This window comes from Rhodococcus sp. NCIMB 12038 (genome assembly GCF_002165735.1).
Taxonomy (GTDB): domain Bacteria; phylum Actinomycetota; class Actinomycetes; order Mycobacteriales; family Mycobacteriaceae; genus Rhodococcus_F.
Genome location: NZ_NHML01000001.1, coordinates 81538 through 97811, shown reverse-complemented (window position 1 = coordinate 97811; position 16274 = coordinate 81538). Strand labels below are relative to the sequence as shown.

16 protein-coding genes and 2 tRNA genes are annotated in these 16274 nt (G+C 68.6%); 6 read left to right on the top strand and 12 right to left on the bottom strand.

Annotated elements, in window-relative coordinates; translation table 11 throughout:
- The first annotated feature begins 1 nt into the window (after position 1).
- Positions 2-1387 (top strand): protein kinase, encoded by a 1386-nt coding sequence (locus CA951_RS00365; protein WP_087554959.1) that lies wholly within the window; start codon positions 2-4, stop codon positions 1385-1387.
- Positions 1384-3306, top strand: a complete 1923-nt coding sequence (gene pknB, locus CA951_RS00360) for a Stk1 family PASTA domain-containing Ser/Thr kinase (protein WP_087554958.1) — start codon at positions 1384-1386, stop codon at positions 3304-3306. The genes CA951_RS00365 and pknB overlap by 4 nt, the downstream gene beginning before the upstream one ends.
- Positions 3307-3365: 59 nt before the next feature.
- Here the strand turns inward: pknB and CA951_RS00355 are convergent, their stop codons facing one another.
- Both CA951_RS00355 and CA951_RS00350 read right to left on the bottom strand, forming a co-directional pair.
- Positions 3366-4019, bottom strand: coding sequence for an aminodeoxychorismate/anthranilate synthase component II (locus CA951_RS00355; RefSeq protein WP_087554957.1), 654 nt, complete (start codon positions 4017-4019; stop codon positions 3366-3368).
- A 65-nt stretch (positions 4020-4084) separates the two neighbouring features.
- Entirely contained in the window at positions 4085-4786 is a 702-nt protein-coding gene (locus tag CA951_RS00350; protein WP_087554956.1) for a DUF881 domain-containing protein, read from the bottom strand.
- Positions 4787-4905: 119 nt separating this feature from the next.
- Here CA951_RS00350 and crgA point away from each other — a divergent pair, with 119 nt between their 5' ends.
- Both crgA and CA951_RS00340 read left to right on the top strand, forming a co-directional pair.
- Positions 4906-5169, top strand: coding sequence for a cell division protein CrgA (gene crgA, locus CA951_RS00345; protein WP_005249082.1), 264 nt, complete (start codon positions 4906-4908; stop codon positions 5167-5169).
- 67 nt (positions 5170-5236) lie between these two features.
- Positions 5237-5695 carry a PH domain-containing protein gene (locus tag CA951_RS00340; protein WP_087554955.1) on the top strand — a complete coding sequence of 153 codons (459 nt, stop codon included), beginning with the start codon at positions 5237-5239 and terminating at the stop codon, positions 5693-5695.
- Here the strand turns inward: CA951_RS00340 and CA951_RS00335 are convergent.
- Both CA951_RS00335 and CA951_RS00330 read right to left on the bottom strand, forming a co-directional pair.
- Positions 5689-6606: a rhomboid family intramembrane serine protease gene (locus tag CA951_RS00335; protein WP_087554954.1), complete on the bottom strand. Its 918-nt coding sequence runs from the start codon at positions 6604-6606 to the stop codon at positions 5689-5691. The genes CA951_RS00340 and CA951_RS00335 overlap by 7 nt on opposite strands.
- A 13-nt stretch (positions 6607-6619) precedes the next feature.
- Positions 6620-7147: a peptidylprolyl isomerase gene (locus tag CA951_RS00330; RefSeq protein ID WP_087554953.1), complete on the bottom strand. Its 528-nt coding sequence runs from the start codon at positions 7145-7147 to the stop codon at positions 6620-6622.
- A gap of 100 nt (positions 7148-7247) precedes the next feature.
- Between CA951_RS00330 and CA951_RS00325 the strand changes: the two genes are divergently transcribed.
- Complete coding sequence (locus tag CA951_RS00325) at positions 7248-7787, top strand: hypothetical protein (RefSeq protein WP_087554952.1); 540 nt, start codon at positions 7248-7250, stop codon at positions 7785-7787.
- Positions 7788-7921: 134 nt separating this feature from the next.
- Positions 7922-8386 carry a hypothetical protein gene (locus CA951_RS00320; protein WP_087554951.1) on the top strand — a complete coding sequence of 155 codons (465 nt, stop codon included), beginning with the start codon at positions 7922-7924 and terminating at the stop codon, positions 8384-8386.
- Here the strand turns inward: CA951_RS00320 and CA951_RS00315 are convergent.
- The 8 genes from CA951_RS00315 to CA951_RS00280 form a co-directional block, all read right to left on the bottom strand.
- A complete protein-coding gene (locus CA951_RS00315; RefSeq protein ID WP_087554950.1) occupies positions 8376-9347 on the bottom strand; it encodes a helix-turn-helix domain-containing protein in 972 nt (323 codons plus the stop codon). The two genes, CA951_RS00320 and CA951_RS00315, sit on opposite strands and share 11 nt — an antisense overlap.
- 50 nt (positions 9348-9397) lie before the next feature.
- Complete coding sequence (locus tag CA951_RS00310) at positions 9398-9988, bottom strand: chorismate mutase (protein WP_087554949.1); 591 nt, start codon at positions 9986-9988, stop codon at positions 9398-9400.
- 19 nt (positions 9989-10007) lie between these two features.
- The gene (locus CA951_RS00305; RefSeq protein WP_087554948.1) at positions 10008-10841 is read right to left on the bottom strand and encodes a siderophore-interacting protein; all 834 of its coding nucleotides are present in this window, start codon (positions 10839-10841) and stop codon (positions 10008-10010) included.
- A gap of 93 nt (positions 10842-10934) precedes the next feature.
- Positions 10935-11007: transfer RNA gene (locus tag CA951_RS00300), tRNA-Ala, on the bottom strand.
- A gap of 120 nt (positions 11008-11127) precedes the next feature.
- Positions 11128-11201 (bottom strand) — tRNA-Ile (locus CA951_RS00295).
- A gap of 131 nt (positions 11202-11332) precedes the next feature.
- On the bottom strand, positions 11333-12733 hold the full coding sequence (locus CA951_RS00290) for a DUF3566 domain-containing protein (protein ID WP_087554947.1): 1401 nt from the start codon (positions 12731-12733) through the stop codon (positions 11333-11335).
- Positions 12733-15255, bottom strand: coding sequence for a DNA gyrase subunit A (gene gyrA, locus CA951_RS00285; RefSeq protein ID WP_087554946.1), 2523 nt, complete (start codon positions 15253-15255; stop codon positions 12733-12735). The genes CA951_RS00290 and gyrA overlap by 1 nt, the downstream gene beginning before the upstream one ends.
- A 151-nt stretch (positions 15256-15406) precedes the next feature.
- Entirely contained in the window at positions 15407-16264 is an 858-nt protein-coding gene (locus CA951_RS00280; protein ID WP_087554945.1) for an MHYT domain-containing protein, read from the bottom strand.
- Positions 16265-16274: the final 10 nt, after the last annotated feature.

The window sequence follows — 16274 nt, the reverse complement described above, 5'->3', positions numbered from 1 at the left end:
TGTGGCACTGAACAACGGCGCGCTGATCGCCAATCGATACCGCCTGATCCGGCTCATCGCCACGGGCGGAATGGGACAGGTCTGGGAAGCGACGGACAACCGGCTCAACCGCCGTGTCGCGGTGAAGGTGCTGAAGTCCGAGTTCTCGTCCGACCCGGAGTTCGTCGAACGGTTCCGCTTCGAGGCGCGCACCACCGCGCAGCTGAACCATTCCGGCATCGCCGGAATCTACGACTACGGCGAGGTCCGCGACGCCACCGGCGACTCCACCGCCTACCTGGTGATGGAACTCGTCAACGGTGAGCCGCTCAACGCCGTCCTCGCGCGGGTGGGCCGGCTCGCGGTGCCGCACGCACTGGACATGCTCGAGCAGACCGGGCGGGCGCTGCAGGTGGCGCACGATGCCGGAGTCGTGCACCGCGACGTGAAGCCGGGCAACATCCTGATCACCCCCACCGGTCAGGTGAAGATCACCGACTTCGGCATCGCCAAGGCCGTGGAGAACTCGCCTGTCACGCGCACCGGCATGGTGATGGGCACCGCCCAGTACATCGCCCCCGAGCAGGCGCTCGGCCAAGACGCGACCGCGGCCAGCGACGTGTACTCTCTCGGCATCGTCGGCTACGAGGCGCTGTCGGGACGACGCCCGTTCATCGGCGACGGCGCCATCACGGTGGCGATGAAGCACGTGCAGGAAGCGCCGGCACCGTTGCCGAACGACCTGCCGCCGAACATCCGCGAGCTCATCGACATCACGATCGCGAAGGATCCGAGCACCCGCTACGCCAGCGGCGGAGAGTTCGCCGACGCGGTCGCGGCGGTCCGGGCAGGCAGGCGTCCGCCGCCGCCCGGTGTGTCGGGAACCGGGGCGGCGCGGGTGCTGCCCCCGCCGATGACCGGCGCAACCCAGATGATGCCGCCCTCACACACGGCGTACGCGGGACCGGTCACCGGGCAGGTGCCGCCGGACGACCCGAACGGTGACGGCAAGAAGGGCGGGTTGACCAGCGGCCAGAAAGCCATTGCCTGGGGTGCAGGTGGTTTGATCCTGCTGGCGGCGATCATCGCGCTCGCACTCGTCCTGTTCGACGGTGGTGACACGAAGGAACCGACGTCGCCGGCGGTGACCTCGTCGCTGCGGACGATCACGACGACACCGCGGCCGACGACCACGACGACGACCGAAGAAGAGACGACCACCACCGAGCCGACGTACACGACGACCACCACCGAGCCGCCGTACACGACGACCACCACCACAGCACCCACCACGACGACGACAGAGCCGACGACGACTACCACCACGACCACCACCGCACCCACGACGACGACCACGACGACCACGTCGGAGGAGTCAACTACTCCGACCCCACAAGGACAGCCATGACGACACCGCGCAACCTCTCCTCACGCTACGAGCTGGGTGAGATTCTCGGCTTCGGTGGCATGTCCGAGGTCCACCTCGCCCGGGACGTCCGGCTCAGCCGCGATGTCGCGATCAAGGTCCTGCGCGCCGACCTGGCCCGCGACCCCACGTTCTACCTGCGGTTCCGCCGCGAGGCGCAGAATGCGGCGGCGCTGAACCATCCGGCGATCGTGGCCGTCTACGACACCGGTGAGGCGGAAACCGACGCGGGACCGCTGCCGTACATCGTGATGGAGTACGTCGACGGCGACACGTTGCGCGACATCGTGCGCGGCGAGGGCCCGATGGCGCCGCGCCGGGCGATGGAAGTCATCTCGGACGTGTGCGCGGCGCTCGACTTCAGCCACCGCAACGGCATCGTGCACCGCGACGTGAAGCCCGCCAACGTGATGATCAACCGTGCCGGTGCGGTGAAGGTGATGGACTTCGGCATCGCGCGGGCGATCTCCGACGCGTCCAGCCCCATGACGCAGACGGCCGCCGTCATCGGCACCGCCCAGTACCTCTCGCCCGAGCAGGCTCGCGGCGAGCAGGTCGACGCCCGGTCCGACGTGTACTCGCTCGGTTGCGTGCTGTTCGAGATCCTCACCGGCGAACCCCCGTTCAAGGGTGATTCGCCGGTCGCGGTCGCGTACCAGCACGTGCGGGAGGACCCGCAGACGCCGTCCGTCGTCAACCCGGACATTCCGCGTGAGCTCGACTCGGTGATCCTCAAGGCGATGAGCAAGAACCCCGCCAACCGCTACCAGACCGCCGCAGACATGCGCAGCGATCTGGTCCGGGTTCTCGGTGGGCAGCGCCCCAGCGCGCCGATGGTCATGAGCGACGAGGACCGCACCACGATCCTCGGTGCCGTCGACTCCGGGGCCGGAAACTACCGGCGCCAGCAGACCGCCACCCAGACCACGGCGTCGAAGACGGACGGTGGCGGCGAGCCCGACAAGAAGAAGAACCCGATGCGGTTGGCGCTGATGGCGCTGGGCGCCCTCATCGTCGTCGGCATCGTCGGCGCGTTCCTGTGGTCCGTGGGCCCGGGTTCGAAGGCCGATCAGGTGACCATGCCGGACGTCACGAACCAGGCGGCGGACGACGCCGAGACGACGCTGCAGAACCTCGGTTTCCGCGTCTCCCGGCAGCAGAAACCCGACGCCGTCGTGGCGACCGGCAACGTCATCACCACCCGGCCCGTCGGCGGCGTGCAGGTGGACGAGGGCAGCACGATCACTCTCGAGGTGTCGACGGGCCCCGAACAGGTGAAGGTCCCGCGGCTCGCGGGCCTGACCCAGCAGGAAGCCCAGCAGGAACTGAACGCGGTCGGTCTGCGGCTCGACACCGCCGTCGCCCGCGCCCCGTCCGACGCGTCCGACGTCGACAAGGTGATCCAGCAGGACCCGTCCTCAGGGGCGAGCATCTCCCTCGACTCCGAGGTTGCCGTCACGCTCGGCACCGGGCCGGAGCAGATCCGCATCCCCGACGTCACCGGCCAGAAGGTCGAGGTCGCGCAGGCGAACATCGAGGGCGCCGGCTTCAAGGTGCAGATCCAGAACATCGATTCCGGTGTGCCGAAGGGCCAGGTCGTCTCCACCGATCCCGTCGGCGGCTCCACCGCCGCCAAGGGCGACACCATCCAGATCCGGGTGTCGAACGGCAACAACATCGAGATGCCCGACCTGACGGGCAAGACGGTGTCGCAGGCGCTCGCGGAACTGCGCAGCGCCGGCTGGAGCGGGTCGTCAGCCTCGCTGAATCAGACGCAGACGTCCACGCTGGACCCGGAGATGGTCGGCAAGATCATCAGCCAGGAACAGCCGCCGGGATCGGAGATCACCAAGAACGCGGTCGTCTCGGTCGGTGTCGGCGCGCTCGGCATCCCGCGGTAGGCGCTCCGCGCCCGTGCGCCTTTTTGGTTGCTGTAGCGACCAGAAAGGCGCACGGGGGGTTACGCCCCCAATGCCTGCGCGACCTCGGCTTCGAGGGTGGCGACGAGGGATTCCTTCGGGGCGTCGCCGCAGACGGTGAGCCAGTTGGCGAGCATGCGGTGCCCACCCTCGGTGAGCACGGACTCCGGATGGAACTGGACGCCGTGGATCGGCAGTTCGCGGTGCCGCATCGCCATGACGATGCCGCTGTCGGTGTGCGCGGTGACCTCGAGTTCGTCCGGGATGGTGTCTTCCAGGACGGTCAGCGAGTGGTAGCGCGTGGCGGTGAACGGGTCGGGCAGACCCGCGAGAACGCCCTTGCCGGTGTGGTGGACGACGCTGGTCTTGCCGTGCAGGAGTTCGGGGGCCCGGTCGACGGTCGCGCCGAACGCGGCGCCGATCGCCTGGTGTCCGAGGCACACCCCGAGGAGCGGCGTCCCGGCCGCGGCGCATGCCGTGACCAGGTCCATCGTCGCCCCTGCGCGCTGCGGTGTGCCGGGGCCGGGGCTGAGGAGAATGCCGTCGAACTCGGCCGCTGCGGCCGCGATCGCGTCGGGCCCGGTGAGGTTCGGATCGTCGTTGCGCCAGACCACGGCCCGGGTTCCCAGCTGTCCGAGGTACTGGACCAGGTTGAACACGAAGCTGTCGTAGTTGTCGACGACGAGAATCCTCATGGGAGCAGGGTATTCTGCCCGCCCCAGGCCCCGCACGGCCGGGGACGGTTCAGCCCGGCTTCGGGTCAGTGGCCCGCGTAACCGGGCACGGACAATTGGCCGGACGCGGCCTCCGAATAGCCGAGGCCGAACCGCGTCGCGTACTGCTTGAAGACCCGGATTCCGGGTTCGTTGGCGAGTGCCGCCTCCAGTCGCGCAGGATCCCCGATCGCCGACATCACGTAGGGCGGGCTGTACGTGCGGCCGTGCAGCAGCAGGGTGTTGCCGATGCAGCGCGGCGCGGACGTGTTGACGATCCGCTGGTCCTGCATGCCGACGGCCTCGGCGCCGCCCACCCACAGCGCGTTCAGCACACTCTGGACGTCCTGCTGGTGGACAACGAGATCGTCCGGCGACGCGTCGACGGGGTACTTGCCGTCGGCGTCGCGGGGGGCGTCGGTGAGGGTGACGGTAACGCCGGGACCGGTCATCGGCGTGAGTCCGGCGTCCGTTGCGAGCGCCTTGCTGTCGGCGAGCGCCCGCGCGACACCGCTGTCGGACGCCGCGGCGTCCTGCTGCAGCGACTCCACCTGCGCCGCCAGATCGTCGCGGGTCTGGGCCACCTGGTCGGTCTCGGACTGCGCGTTCCGCACGAGGTCGGACAACCGGGTGGAGTCACCGGCCCGGATCTCGTTGCCGTGCGACACCTGGCGGGTGGTGGCCACCAGCAGGCCGGCCACGAGACACACCACCAGCACCGCGATCCGCCAGAAGATCGACCTGGTCACCGGTGTTTCCGTCCCCTCGTCCTCGCCGCGCGAATCGCGGCTACGTTAGCGTGTACACACGCAGGTATTTCCGAATCTACCTGCCCACATTCCCGCAGAGCCGCACGAACGAGGACGTCATGCCGAAGTCGAAGGTCCGAAAGAAGACCGATTACACGATCAACCCTGCGAGCCGCACCCCGGTGAAGGTGAAGGCCGGCCCCTCGAGCACCCTGTACGTCTCGGTGATGCTCGGGTTCATGCTGGTCGGGCTGGTGTGGCTGCTCGTCTACTACCTGGCCGCCGACCAGCTCGAGTGGATGAACAACCTCGGTGCCTACAACTTCCTCATCGGGTTCGGCTTCATGGTGGTCGGGCTGATCATGACGATGCGCTGGCGTTGACGATCACAATTACACGCATGTCATTCATCCCCAATGTGGACAACCCCTGTGGATAGCCGCAGGTCGAGTGCCGATGTCTGCTGACGAGGCACCGCTGGAGTGGTCGACGCCGCTCGGTGCGGTGATCGCTCTGGCCGTGGGCGGGCTCGCATTGGGGGTCGCGGGACTTTCGGTGTCGATCGAGCCGGCGGGCCGTGTCCTCGTGTGTGTCGCCGCCCTCGGGCTGCTGCTGACCGCCGCGTCGGCTCTCCGGCAGCGCCCGCGCCTGGCCGTCGACAAGGAGGGCGGCGGGATCGTGGTGCACCGGCTGACGGGCCGCCACGAGTACTCCCGCTCGCAGATCGACCGGGCGCGTCTGGTCCGGTATCCGCGGCTGGGCCGCCGGGTGCCGATGCTCGAGATCGACGTCCGCACCGAGGACGGCACCGAACGCCTCCTGATCTTCGGCCGCTGGGACCTCGGCACCACTCCGGAGGACGTGTTCGATGCTCTCGCGGTGCACCGTCTGGTGGGCCGGGGTCAGTAACCGAAGCTCGCGCGGAGCTGCAGGGTGCGGACCGCGATGACGGCCAGCGGCACCAGCACCACGACGCCGAGGCAGATCCAGCCGACGGTGACGGCCTTCTCCCGGTTGTTCCCGACGCCCAGCAGCTGAGGCCCGTAGAGGATGGCCGCGGTGGCCGCGGCCCCGGCGACCAGGCCGCCGAGATGCCCCCACAGCGAGATCCCGGGGATGGTGATGCTGATGATCACGTTGATGGCGATCACCGAGATCACCGGTGCCGGGCTGCGCTTCAGCCTCAGGAGGATGACCGCCTGCGCGCCCATCAGTCCGAAGACGGCGCCCGACGCCCCCGCGGTGACTGCGTGCAGCTGGAACAGCATCACCGCGGCGGAACCGCCGAGGATCGACGCGAAGTACACGAACGCGTAGCGGGCTCGGCCGAGGACCAGTTCGGTGTCGCGGCCGATGATCCACAGCGCGAACATGTTGACGGCCAGGTGGATGAGACCGAAGTGCAGGAATCCGCTGCCGATCACGCGGACGAGCTGACCGTCCACGACAGCGTGTGGGAACAGCGCCCAGTCCGCGAAGAGCGTCGATCCCGCCTGGTTCTGCATGATGCTGCGGGACTGCGCCGCGGTGATCAGGAAGATACCGACGTTCGCGGCCATCAGGATGTACGTCACCAGCGGCACCGCACGCTGCGTGGTCACGGCACCGGCGACGTTGCGGACCGCGCGGACGTCACGCTGTCCGGCGGCGACGCAGTCGACGCACTGGTAGCCGACGGCGGCTTCGCGCAGGCATTCGGGGCATGCGGGGCGACCGCACCGATTGCACGACAGTGCGGTGGGGCGATCGGGGTGGCGGACGCACCGCGGCTGGGGCGGAGTGCCCTCGTTCGCGGCACCGCCCCAGCCGGGGTTGGTCATGTGCTGCGGTTCCCTACGCGATGGTGACGCTGTTGATCACGACCGGCTCGAGCGGACGGTCCGCGCGATCGGTGGCCGTGGTCGAGATGGCGTCGACGACCTTCTTCGACTCCTCGTCGACGACCTCACCGAAGATGGTGTGGCGACGGTTGAGGTGCGGCGTCGGGCCGGTGGTGATGAAGAACTGCGAACCGTTGGTTCCCGGGCCCGCGTTGGCCATGGCCAGGATGTAGGCGCGGTCGAACTGCAGTTCCGGGTGGAACTCGTCGCCGAACTTGTAGCCCGGGCCGCCGGCGCCGGTGCCGGTGGGGTCGCCGCCCTGGATCATGAATCCGTCGATGACGCGGTGGAAGACGGCGCCGTCGTAGAACGGTCCGGAGTTGGTGCCACCAGCGTTGGCGGTGCTGTAGTCCTTCGAACCGTCGGCCAGGCCGACGAAGTTCTCGACGGTCTTGGGCGCGTGGTTGCCGAACAGCGCGATCTTGATGTCGCCGCGGTTGGTGTGCAGCGTTGCGGTTGCGGTCTGATGAGGTGAAGTCACACCACCATGTTGCCATTGTGCGGTTCCGCGTGGTTCCGCCGCCGTGACTCGAGTACTTGGGATCGGTTCGTGCTGCCGGTTCTTGTGACAAAGTGGGGTCATGACACGAGCGACGGAGTCCCTCACGAATCTGCTTCCGACCGAACGCGCCGAGCACCTGCAGGAGCAGGTGTCCGAACGAGTCGAGACCGCGCTGGCCCACGTCGAGGATTCGGCTGTTCGGGTCAAAGAATCCGAGGCCGTGGATCAGGCCCTGCGCTGCGCGCGCTCCGCTGCGCTCGCCGCGGCCCGCGGCGCCGGGCAGGTCAGTGTGTTCCTCGGCAGGCAGGGGGCGTCGCTGGCGAAGAAGGGCTACGAACGCGCCCGTACCGTACCGGTGAAAGAGGTCACCCAGGACGTCATCCGTCCCCTGACCTCGGCTGTCGCGCCGGTCGAGGAGAAGAAGTCGCGGAAGGGCCGTCGCATCGCGATCGTCGTGCTGGTCGGTGCCGCCGTCGCCGGGGGCGCGGTGTTCTTCAAGAGCCGCCGCCGGGAGCAGCCCCGGGTGGCGTCCGCTCCCCCGAACCTGCGCGACCTCGACAGTGCAGACGCGCAGGAGGCCACGCCGCCGACGGCGACGAAGCCCCTCACCGCCAACTGATCCGTCACTCCCCGGCCGGCAGGGCGCGCGCGGTGTCGTCCGGCGGGCGGTCATGTCTTCGTTTCACGGCTTGTACCACGGGTATCCCGCTGGCAGATGCGCACCAGCGCGAGGATCCGTTCCGAGGAGCAGACATGACCGCCACACGTATCGCCCACCGCATCGCCGTTGTCGCGTTTCCGGTCGCCGCCACCGCGGCCCTGCTGACGGCCGGGCCCGCCGGCGCCGACCCACCCCACCCCTTCGGTGGACCGGCCCTCACCATCGGATGTCCGAACCAGGGCAGTCTGATGTCGTTGACGGCGCTCACCGGGCAGTCCGGGCCGGAGGCGGTCCCGCCGATCGCCGACGGCGACATCCGCTTCGAGTCACACCCCGCCGCGCCACCGATCCCGGCAGCCGCACAGGTCACCGTCGCCTGGGTCAACACCGACAGCGGACGCTCGGGGATCGTGAACCTCGGCGGCGTCTACCCGTTCCTGTCCGCGACGGTGAACACCGGTGTCGGGAACGTGGTGGCCACGGCGTTCGGGTCGATCAACTTCGGCAGCAGCCCGATCTGCCAGGCGAATCCGGCCATCGGAACGTTCATTGCGTGAGTTCGGCTGTGTGGCAGCCGAACCGGCGCCGGTAGTCGCCGGGCGCGACGCCGACCACCCGGTTGAAGTGGTGGCGCAGTAGCGCACCGGATCCGAATCCGGTGCGTCTCGAGATCGCCTCGAGACCGAGGTCGGTGCCCTCGAGCAGCTGCCGGGCGTAGAGGACCCGCTGCGTCGTCAGCCACTTCACCGGGGTGGTGCCCGTCTCGGCCGCGAACTTGCGCGCGAACGTCCGCGTCGACATCGACGAGCGGGCCGCGAGCTCGTCGACCGTGTGCGGCAAGTCGAGGTTTTCGCTCATCCACGCCATCGTCACGCTCAGGCTGTCCGACGTGCACGCGACCACCGGCTGCTCGATGAACTGCCGCTGACCGCCGTCGCGTTGCGGCGGCACCACCATTCGGCGGGCGATCGTGTTGGCCACCGCGGAACCGAGTTCCCGGCGGACCACGTGCAGGCAGGCGTCGATGCCGGCCGCGGTGCCTGCGCTGGTGACGAGGTTGCCCTCGTCGACGAACAGGACGTCGGGGTCGACCACCGCGGTCGGGAACCGGGCAGCCAGTTCCTCGACGTACCCCCAGTGGGTGGTGCACTTGCGCCCGTCGAGTAGTCCCGCCTCGCCGAGCAGGAACGCACCCGAGCACAGGCTGAGGACCGTGGCACCGGCCTCCGCGGCCGCGCGCACGGCGTCGAGCGCCTCCTCCGGGAAGCCGGACTGCGCCCCCGGCGGCGGGACCACGACGAGATCCGCGTCGCGCAGCGCGTCCAGCCCGTATCCGGCGGAGAGCGTCAGTCCCGGGGTGACCGACGTGAGTGGTTCGCCGGGGCGGATTCCGCAGATCCGGAAGTCGAATGCCGGCACGCCGTATTCGGTGCGGTCGATTCCGAACACCTCGCACACCACACCGAACTCGAACATGGACACCCGATCGAGGAGGAGTGTCGCGACCCTGGAGATCATGCCCCGAGTCTAGTTGGCGAAATTTTGCCGGACCATGTCGAAACGGCCAGTCATTCGCGGACGGCGCCGCAGATCGACACGAGCGCCCGGGCCAGCGTCGCCTGATGCAGCGCGTCGAGACGCTGTTCGGCCGCCACCGCGACCGCGGCGTCGACGAGAGCGGGCACGCAGCCCGGACCCGCGAGCACGTCCTCCTGTTCACGCAACTGCAGCAGGATGTCCGTGTTCTGGCGGTCGATGACCGGGCGGACCTGCGTCAGGTCGGGCCGGACCGTCGGCGCCGCACCGGGTGCGACGCTCCACCAGGAGAACAGCGCGCGCTGCACCGCCTTGTTGGCCTCGATCTGATCCCGGAAGATCTGCTGCACCCGCGGCGCGCTGAGGCCCTCGTCTGCTGCCTGGGTGGCGACCGTGCCGAGGACCTGCGCCTCGCGCGCGGGATCGTCGATCGGCGACGGCGTGCCCCATTTGGCGGACGCCACCGTGTCCGCCGTGGCGAGGCGCAGCGACACCGCCAGGGCGATCGGTTGCAGCGGGCGGGTCTGCGCACTCGCGGGCGCGGCACCGGCCGCCGTCAGCATTCCGAGCATCGCCGCAGCGACGACTGCTCGGCGGGCGAGTGCGGGCCGGACCGTCGTCATGGTGCGAGTGTAGGGCCGGTCAGTCGTCCAGACCGGCGACTCCGCGTTTCCAGTAGCCCGTGAACAGCGACTCCATCCGGTCCTTGCTCCACGCGCGCAGCGGCTTGATGTCGTTCGCCTCGCCGGCCGCGAACAGGAACGTGCGGCCGCCGGGCAGCGCGAGCGACTGCACCGTCGCCGCCAGGGAGGACTCGCTGCCGTCGCGAACCAGCCACGTCACGTCCACGTCGTCGCGCGCGGCCAGCGGGTAGCCGTGCTCGACGGCGTCGTCGGTCTCGATCACGACGTGCGCCGAAACGTCGGCCGGGGACTCGTCGAGCCACCGCGCGACCGCGGGAAGCGCGGTGGTGTCGACCGCGAAGACGTAGTGGTCGAAGTTGTGGGCGAACGCCTTCGCGCCGGGCGGTCCGGCGATGGTCACGTCGTCGCCGATCTCGACCGTCGTCGCCCAGGACGACGCCCGCCCGCCCTCGTGCAGCACGAAGTCCAGGTCGACTTCACGGGCGTCGGCGTCGTAGCGCCGGACGGTGTACTTCCGGCTCGTCGGGAGCGGTCGCGGCCAGTCGAGCATCATGGCGTCGTTCGCCACCGGGATGCGGCGGGTGCCGTCCGCGTCGGGGAACACGATCTTGACGTGATCGTCGGCCTGATAGGTGTGGAACCCGTCGAGTCCGGGACCCCCGATCGTCAGGCGCACCATGCGGGGCGTGACGTACTCGCGCGCGCGGACCGTGACCGTGCGGACCCCGATCGGGTAACCGATGCGCGCGGTTCCCTCCCCCGTCCGGTGGTGGGACGCCACGCGGCTGCGCGGGTCGAGACGGTCACGGGCTCCGGGGTCGACTGCGGTCATGAAGTAAGGGTAACCTCACCCAATCCGGGTCTGCACAGCAGTGTGCCCCGGACTCTTCCGAATCCGGGGCACACTGTTACTTCTATGTACTTGTGGAGCCTAGGAGATTCGAACTCCTGACATCTGCCTTGCAAAGGCAGCGCTCTACCAACTGAGCTAAGGCCCCGTTACCTCGTGCCACACCTCGTTGCCGCGAAGCAACTTGGTCAGTCCGATTGCCACCAGCACTCCGGCTCCCACGAACAGGAGGACCTTCATGCGACTGACCTTTCACCGGCACCAGGAGTGGGCCTAGGAGGACTTGAACCTCCGACCTCTTCGTTATCAGCGAAGCGCTCTAACCGCCTGAGCTATAGGCCCCTGAAGTCCGGAAACTCATCTCGCACAGTTCCCTGAACCGAGTCGGAAGATTACCCCACCGGACCGGCAAGTACCAAAACCGGTCCGGCGAGACGCTCTTTTCCCAGCTCAGTCCCTATCGGTTTTCGCGTTCAGTCCCGGTCCGCGAGCGTCACTTCGACGCCCCCGACGAGGTCCGAACACAGGTTGTAGATGAACGCGCCGATCGTCGCCAGCGCGGTGAACAGCACCATGTTGGCGAGGCCGATGACGGCGGCGTATCCGAAGACCTGCCCGGCCGTCACGAGCCCGTCAGAGCTCGACTCCGCGACGATGTCGGTGAACGCGTTGTTCAGCCGGTCCCACACGCCCATCCCGTCCAGGACGACGTACAGCAGACCGACGGCCACCATCCACACGAAGAACAGTGACACCGAGATGACGGACGAGATCTTCAGCGTCGACCACGGGTCGATCTTTCGGACCTGCACCGTCGCGCGGAGAGCCTCACCCTCCTCGACCCGTTGCGGGGCAACGGCGATCTTCGGCTGCTGACCGGTGGCCGCCGCCCCCGGCAGGGGGTGCTTGGCCTCGGACAGGTCCGGCATGTCCTTGGGGAGCACGTCCCGGTTGATGTGCCGGGTGGGTCCGTCGATCGCGGACGCCTTCGCCTTCGCGGACTCCCGCTGGGTCACGGCCCCGGCCGCGGCTGCACCGGACACCGCACCGACCGCCGCGGTGGCGGCCGTCGGGGAGGCTGTGCGATTGGTCTCCTGCTTCTGCGCGGGCTGACCGTTGGCCGGCGCCGACGAGTTCGCTGCAGGCGACTTCTGCGTGGGGACGGCCTGCGTGGGCACAGCCTGGGTGGGAGCACCCGGATTCTGCCCGCCCTGCGGTCGCTGTCCCTGGGGCGCACCCTCGGGCTGCGACTTCTGCGGCGAGGTGGTCTGCGAACCGCCCGCAGCCTTCGCGGCCGCGGCACCCCCAGCCGCCGTTCCCGCACCGGCGGACGGGTTCTGCCCCTCGGGGCGCGAGGCCTGCTTGGCTACCGCCCCGCCCTGCAGGGGCCGCTTCAGGTTGGTCTGCGGCTCACGCTGCATTCCCCGCTGCCACGGCGGCGCCTGATTCCCCCGGATCGACTCGGTGGGCGCACCACCCGCGGGCGCCCGGTTGCCGGGAGCCTGCTGCGGCGGGGCCTGATGGCCGGGAGCCTGCTGGCTCGGAGCCTGACCCTGCTGCGGCGGCACGGACCGGCCCTGCGGGGTCTGCGTACGCGGACCCTGATGCTGGGGCGTCGACGGCGACCGGGCCGGATCGGCCGGGGCCTGTCGATCCGGTCTCGCGTCGGGAGCACCGCCCGGCCGGGCAGCCGGCCCCGCCTGAGCGGGACCACGACCGGCTGACGCCTGCGGCCCCTGCGGCGCGGAACCCTGCTGCGGGTTCGGTCGCGCCGACCCGTTCTCGGGAGTGCGGGAGGCCTGCTGCTCGGATCGCGCCTGATTGGCGGAACCCGGGTTCTGCCGGTCACTGCCTGGCTGGTTGGGAGTGCTCACTAGGACTCCTTAGCTCCTTTGCCGCTGCTCTCGGCGTTGTCGTCGGGTTCGTCGGGTTCGTCGGCATTGCGCGCGATCGCGAGCAGGGTGTCGCCTTCCCCGAGGTTCATCAAACGAACACCCTTGGTCTGCCGACCGGCCTTGCGGACCTGCTTGGCGGCGGTGCGGATGACGCCACCGCCCGACGTGATCGCGTAGAGCTCGTCGTCGTCGTTCACGATGAGCGCTCCGACCAGGGTGCCACGTTTCTTGTCGTATTGAATCGTGAGTACACCCTTTCCGCCGCGACCCTGGACCGGGTAGTCCTCCATACCGGTGCGCTTCGAGTAGCCGCCCGACGTCGCCACCAGCAGGTAGGTCCCTTCGCGCACCACATTGAGCGACAGCAGTTCGTCGTCGCCGTTGAACCGCATTCCCTGGACGCCGGACGTGGCGCGTCCCATCGGGCGCAGCGCCTCGTCGGTGGCGGAGAAGCGGATCGACTGTCCCTGCGCGGAGACGAGCAGCAGGTCGTCGTCGGAGGAGCAGAGGACCGCGCCGACCAGTTCGTCCTCGCCGCGCAGATTGATCGCGACGATGCCGCCGCTGCGGTTCGAGTCGAAGTCGGTGAGCTTGGACTTCTTGACCAGACCGTTGCGGGTGGCGAGAACCAGGTAGGGCGCGTCCTCGTACGTCTTGATCTGGATGACGCTCTGGATGCGCTCGTCGGGCTGGAACGCGAGCAGGTTGGCCACGTGCTGTCCGCGGGCCGTGCGGCTCGCCTCCGGCAGCTCGTACGCCTTCGCCCGGTACACGCGGCCCTTCGTGGTGAAGAACAGCAGCCAGTCGTGGGTGGAGCTGACGAAGAAGTGCGAGACGATGTCGTCCTGCTTCAGCCCGGCGCCCTGCACGCCCTTGCCGCCGCGCTTCTGCGAGCGGTACAGGTCGGTCTTGGTGCGCTTGGCGTAGCCGGTCTCGGTGATCGTGACGACGACGTCCTCGCGGGCGATCAGATCCTCGTCGGCCACGTCGCCGTCGGCCGCGATGATGCGGGTGCGGCGGTCGTCGCCGTGCTTGTCGACGATCTCCTTCAGCTCGTCCCGGACGATGCGGCGCTGACGCTCGGGCTTCTCGAGGATGTCCTTGAGGTCGGCGATCTCCCGCTCGATCTCGGCGAGTTCGTCGATGATCTTCTGACGCTCGAGGGCGGCGAGGCGACGCAGCTGCATCGCGAGGATCGCGTCGGCCTGGATCTCGTCGACGGTGAGCAGCTCGATGAGGCCGGCGCGCGCGATGTCGACGGTCTGCGACGCCCGGATCAGCGCGATGACCTCGTCGAGGGCGTCGAGGGCCTTCACCAGTCCGCGCAGGATGTGAGCGCGTTCCTCGGCCTTGCGGAGCAGGTACTCGGTGCGCCTGCGGATGACCTCGACCTGGTGGGCGACGTACAGCCGGATCATCTGGTCGAGGCGCAGGGTGCGCGGCACGCCGTCGACGATGGACAGCATGTTGCAGCCGAAGCTGGTCTGCAGCTGCGTGTGCTTGTACAGGTTGTTGAGCACGACCTTCGCGACCGCGTCACGCTTGACGGTGACGACGATGCGCATACCCGCACGGTCCGAGGACTCGTCGTGGATGTCGGAGATGCCTGCGATCTTCGCGTCGCGCACCTGCTCGGCGATCGACGTGATCAGGTTGTCCGGGTTCACCTGGTACGGCAGTTCGGTGATGACGATCGTGGTGCGCCCCTTGGCGTCCTCCTCGATCTCCACGACACCGCGCATGCGGACCGAGCCGCGGCCGGTGGTGTAGGCGTCGTGGATGCCCTGGCCGCCGACGATCAGCCCGTGCGTCGGGAAGTCGGGACCCTTCACGCGTTCCATGACCGCGGTGAGTGTGGACTCCTCGTCGGCTTCCCAGTTCTCCAGGGCCCAGTAGATGGCCTCGGCGACCTCACGCAGGTTGTGCGGCGGGATGTTGGTGGCCATACCGACGGCGATGCCGCCGGAACCATTGATCAACAGGTTGGGGATACGGCTGGGGAGAACTGACGGTTCCTGTGTACGACCGTCGTAGTTCGGGGTGAAGTCGACCGTCTCGTGGTCGATCTCCCGGAGCATTTCCATGGCCAGCGGAGTCAGCCGGCACTCGGTGTACCGCATCGCGGCGGCGCCGTCGTTGCCGCGGGAACCGAAGTTGCCCTGGCCGTCGACGAGCGGGTAGCGCAGCGACCACGGCTGGGCCATGCGGACGAGCGTGTCGTAGATCGAGGAGTCGCCGTGGGGGTGGTAGTTACCCATCGTCTCGGCGACCGGTCGCGCAGACTTCACATAACCGCGATCGGGCCGGTAACCGTTGTCGTACATCGCGTACAGAACGCGGCGGTGCACCGGCTTGAGGCCGTCCCGCACGTCGGGCAGCGCACGACCCACGATCACGCTCATCGCGTAATCGATGTAGCTGCTCTGCATCTCCTGCTGAATGTCGACGGGCTCGATGCGGTCGTGCCCCGGTCCCTCCGGCGGCAACGTTGTGTCGGTCATGAGCTCCTTCTTCTACTCGGCTTGACGTCTCCTCGCGGACTCGCGGTCCAGCACGACGTCGCGCAACCACCCGAGTCTATAGGTGCAGGTCAGCTATGAGGGTGAAGGACTCGGGTGCGCCCGGGAATCGTTGCCGCAGCAGTCGCCTCGACTACTGGAGTTCGAGCTCCCTGCCCTGCGTTTCAGCGGCGAGGGATTCGGCGGCAAGGGATTCGGCGGCGAGCATGTCGGCCTCGAGTTCGAGCTCGGCGGCGACACGGTCGGGCGCCATCAGCAGGGCGGTGATCGGGATGGTGACCACCAGCATGCCCAGCACGAAGACGGGGAACAGGATCGAGAACACCTCGAGCCCGTCCGGGCGCGCCACGGCCTGGTCGACGGTGACGCTCAGCCCGAACACGCCGGTGTAGTGCATGGCCACCAGTCCGACCGCCACGACCACCGACGCCACGAGTCGCAGTGTGCGCGACTCGAGGGCGGAGATGGACCACATAATTCCGGCGCCGACGACGAGGCCGATCGCGGCCGAAGCCGTGGTCAGCACGATGTCGGAGTTCACCGCACCCTGGATTTCGAGGGAGGCGACGATCGCGAGGTCCATTCCGGTGAATCCGATGCCGAGGAGCACCGCACCGCCTGCGAGCCGGCTGATCTCCACCGACGTGCTCGGCCGCCGGTGTTTCGTCGGCGGCGGGCTGATGATCAGCAACGCCACCGCGGCGGCCGCGACGGGCACCACGAACGAGATCGCGATCCACAGGACGTCGTAGCGCACCACGCTGCCGTAGACCTCGAACCCGACCATCGCGATGTAGTGCGGCAGCCAGGCGCCGAAACCGCCGATGGACAGCGCGCCCCACGCCAGCCACAGGTACCGCTGCCTCGGGTTCGGAGCGGTCATCGCCTTGCGGGCGCTGGCGATACCGACGAAGACGCCGATGAACGACGTGACCGCGGCGAGGGCGACGATCCAGGTGCCCATGGAGAAGTGCTGCAACTCGTCCGACATGTTTCGAATC

What these genes read in the sequence shown, in the direction of transcription:
- pknB (WP_087554958.1), top strand. Translation starts at nt 1,384, where the DNA reads ATGACGACACCGCGCAACCTCTCCTCACGCTACGAGCTGGGTGAGATT.
- CA951_RS00355 (WP_087554957.1), bottom strand. Translation starts at nt 4,019, where the DNA reads ATGAGGATTCTCGTCGTCGACAACTACGACAGCTTCGTGTTCAACCTG.
- crgA (WP_005249082.1), top strand. Translation starts at nt 4,906, where the DNA reads ATGCCGAAGTCGAAGGTCCGAAAGAAGACCGATTACACGATCAACCCT.
- CA951_RS00335 (WP_087554954.1), bottom strand. Translation starts at nt 6,606, where the DNA reads ATGACCAACCCCGGCTGGGGCGGTGCCGCGAACGAGGGCACTCCGCCC.
- CA951_RS00325 (WP_087554952.1), top strand. Translation starts at nt 7,248, where the DNA reads ATGACACGAGCGACGGAGTCCCTCACGAATCTGCTTCCGACCGAACGC.
- CA951_RS00320 (WP_087554951.1), top strand. Translation starts at nt 7,922, where the DNA reads ATGACCGCCACACGTATCGCCCACCGCATCGCCGTTGTCGCGTTTCCG.
- CA951_RS00315 (WP_087554950.1), bottom strand. Translation starts at nt 9,347, where the DNA reads ATGATCTCCAGGGTCGCGACACTCCTCCTCGATCGGGTGTCCATGTTC.
- CA951_RS00310 (WP_087554949.1), bottom strand. Translation starts at nt 9,988, where the DNA reads ATGACGACGGTCCGGCCCGCACTCGCCCGCCGAGCAGTCGTCGCTGCG.
- CA951_RS00305 (WP_087554948.1), bottom strand. Translation starts at nt 10,841, where the DNA reads ATGACCGCAGTCGACCCCGGAGCCCGTGACCGTCTCGACCCGCGCAGC.
- gyrA (WP_087554946.1), bottom strand. Translation starts at nt 15,255, where the DNA reads ATGACCGACACAACGTTGCCGCCGGAGGGACCGGGGCACGACCGCATC.
- CA951_RS00280 (WP_087554945.1), bottom strand. Translation starts at nt 16,264, where the DNA reads ATGTCGGACGAGTTGCAGCACTTCTCCATGGGCACCTGGATCGTCGCC.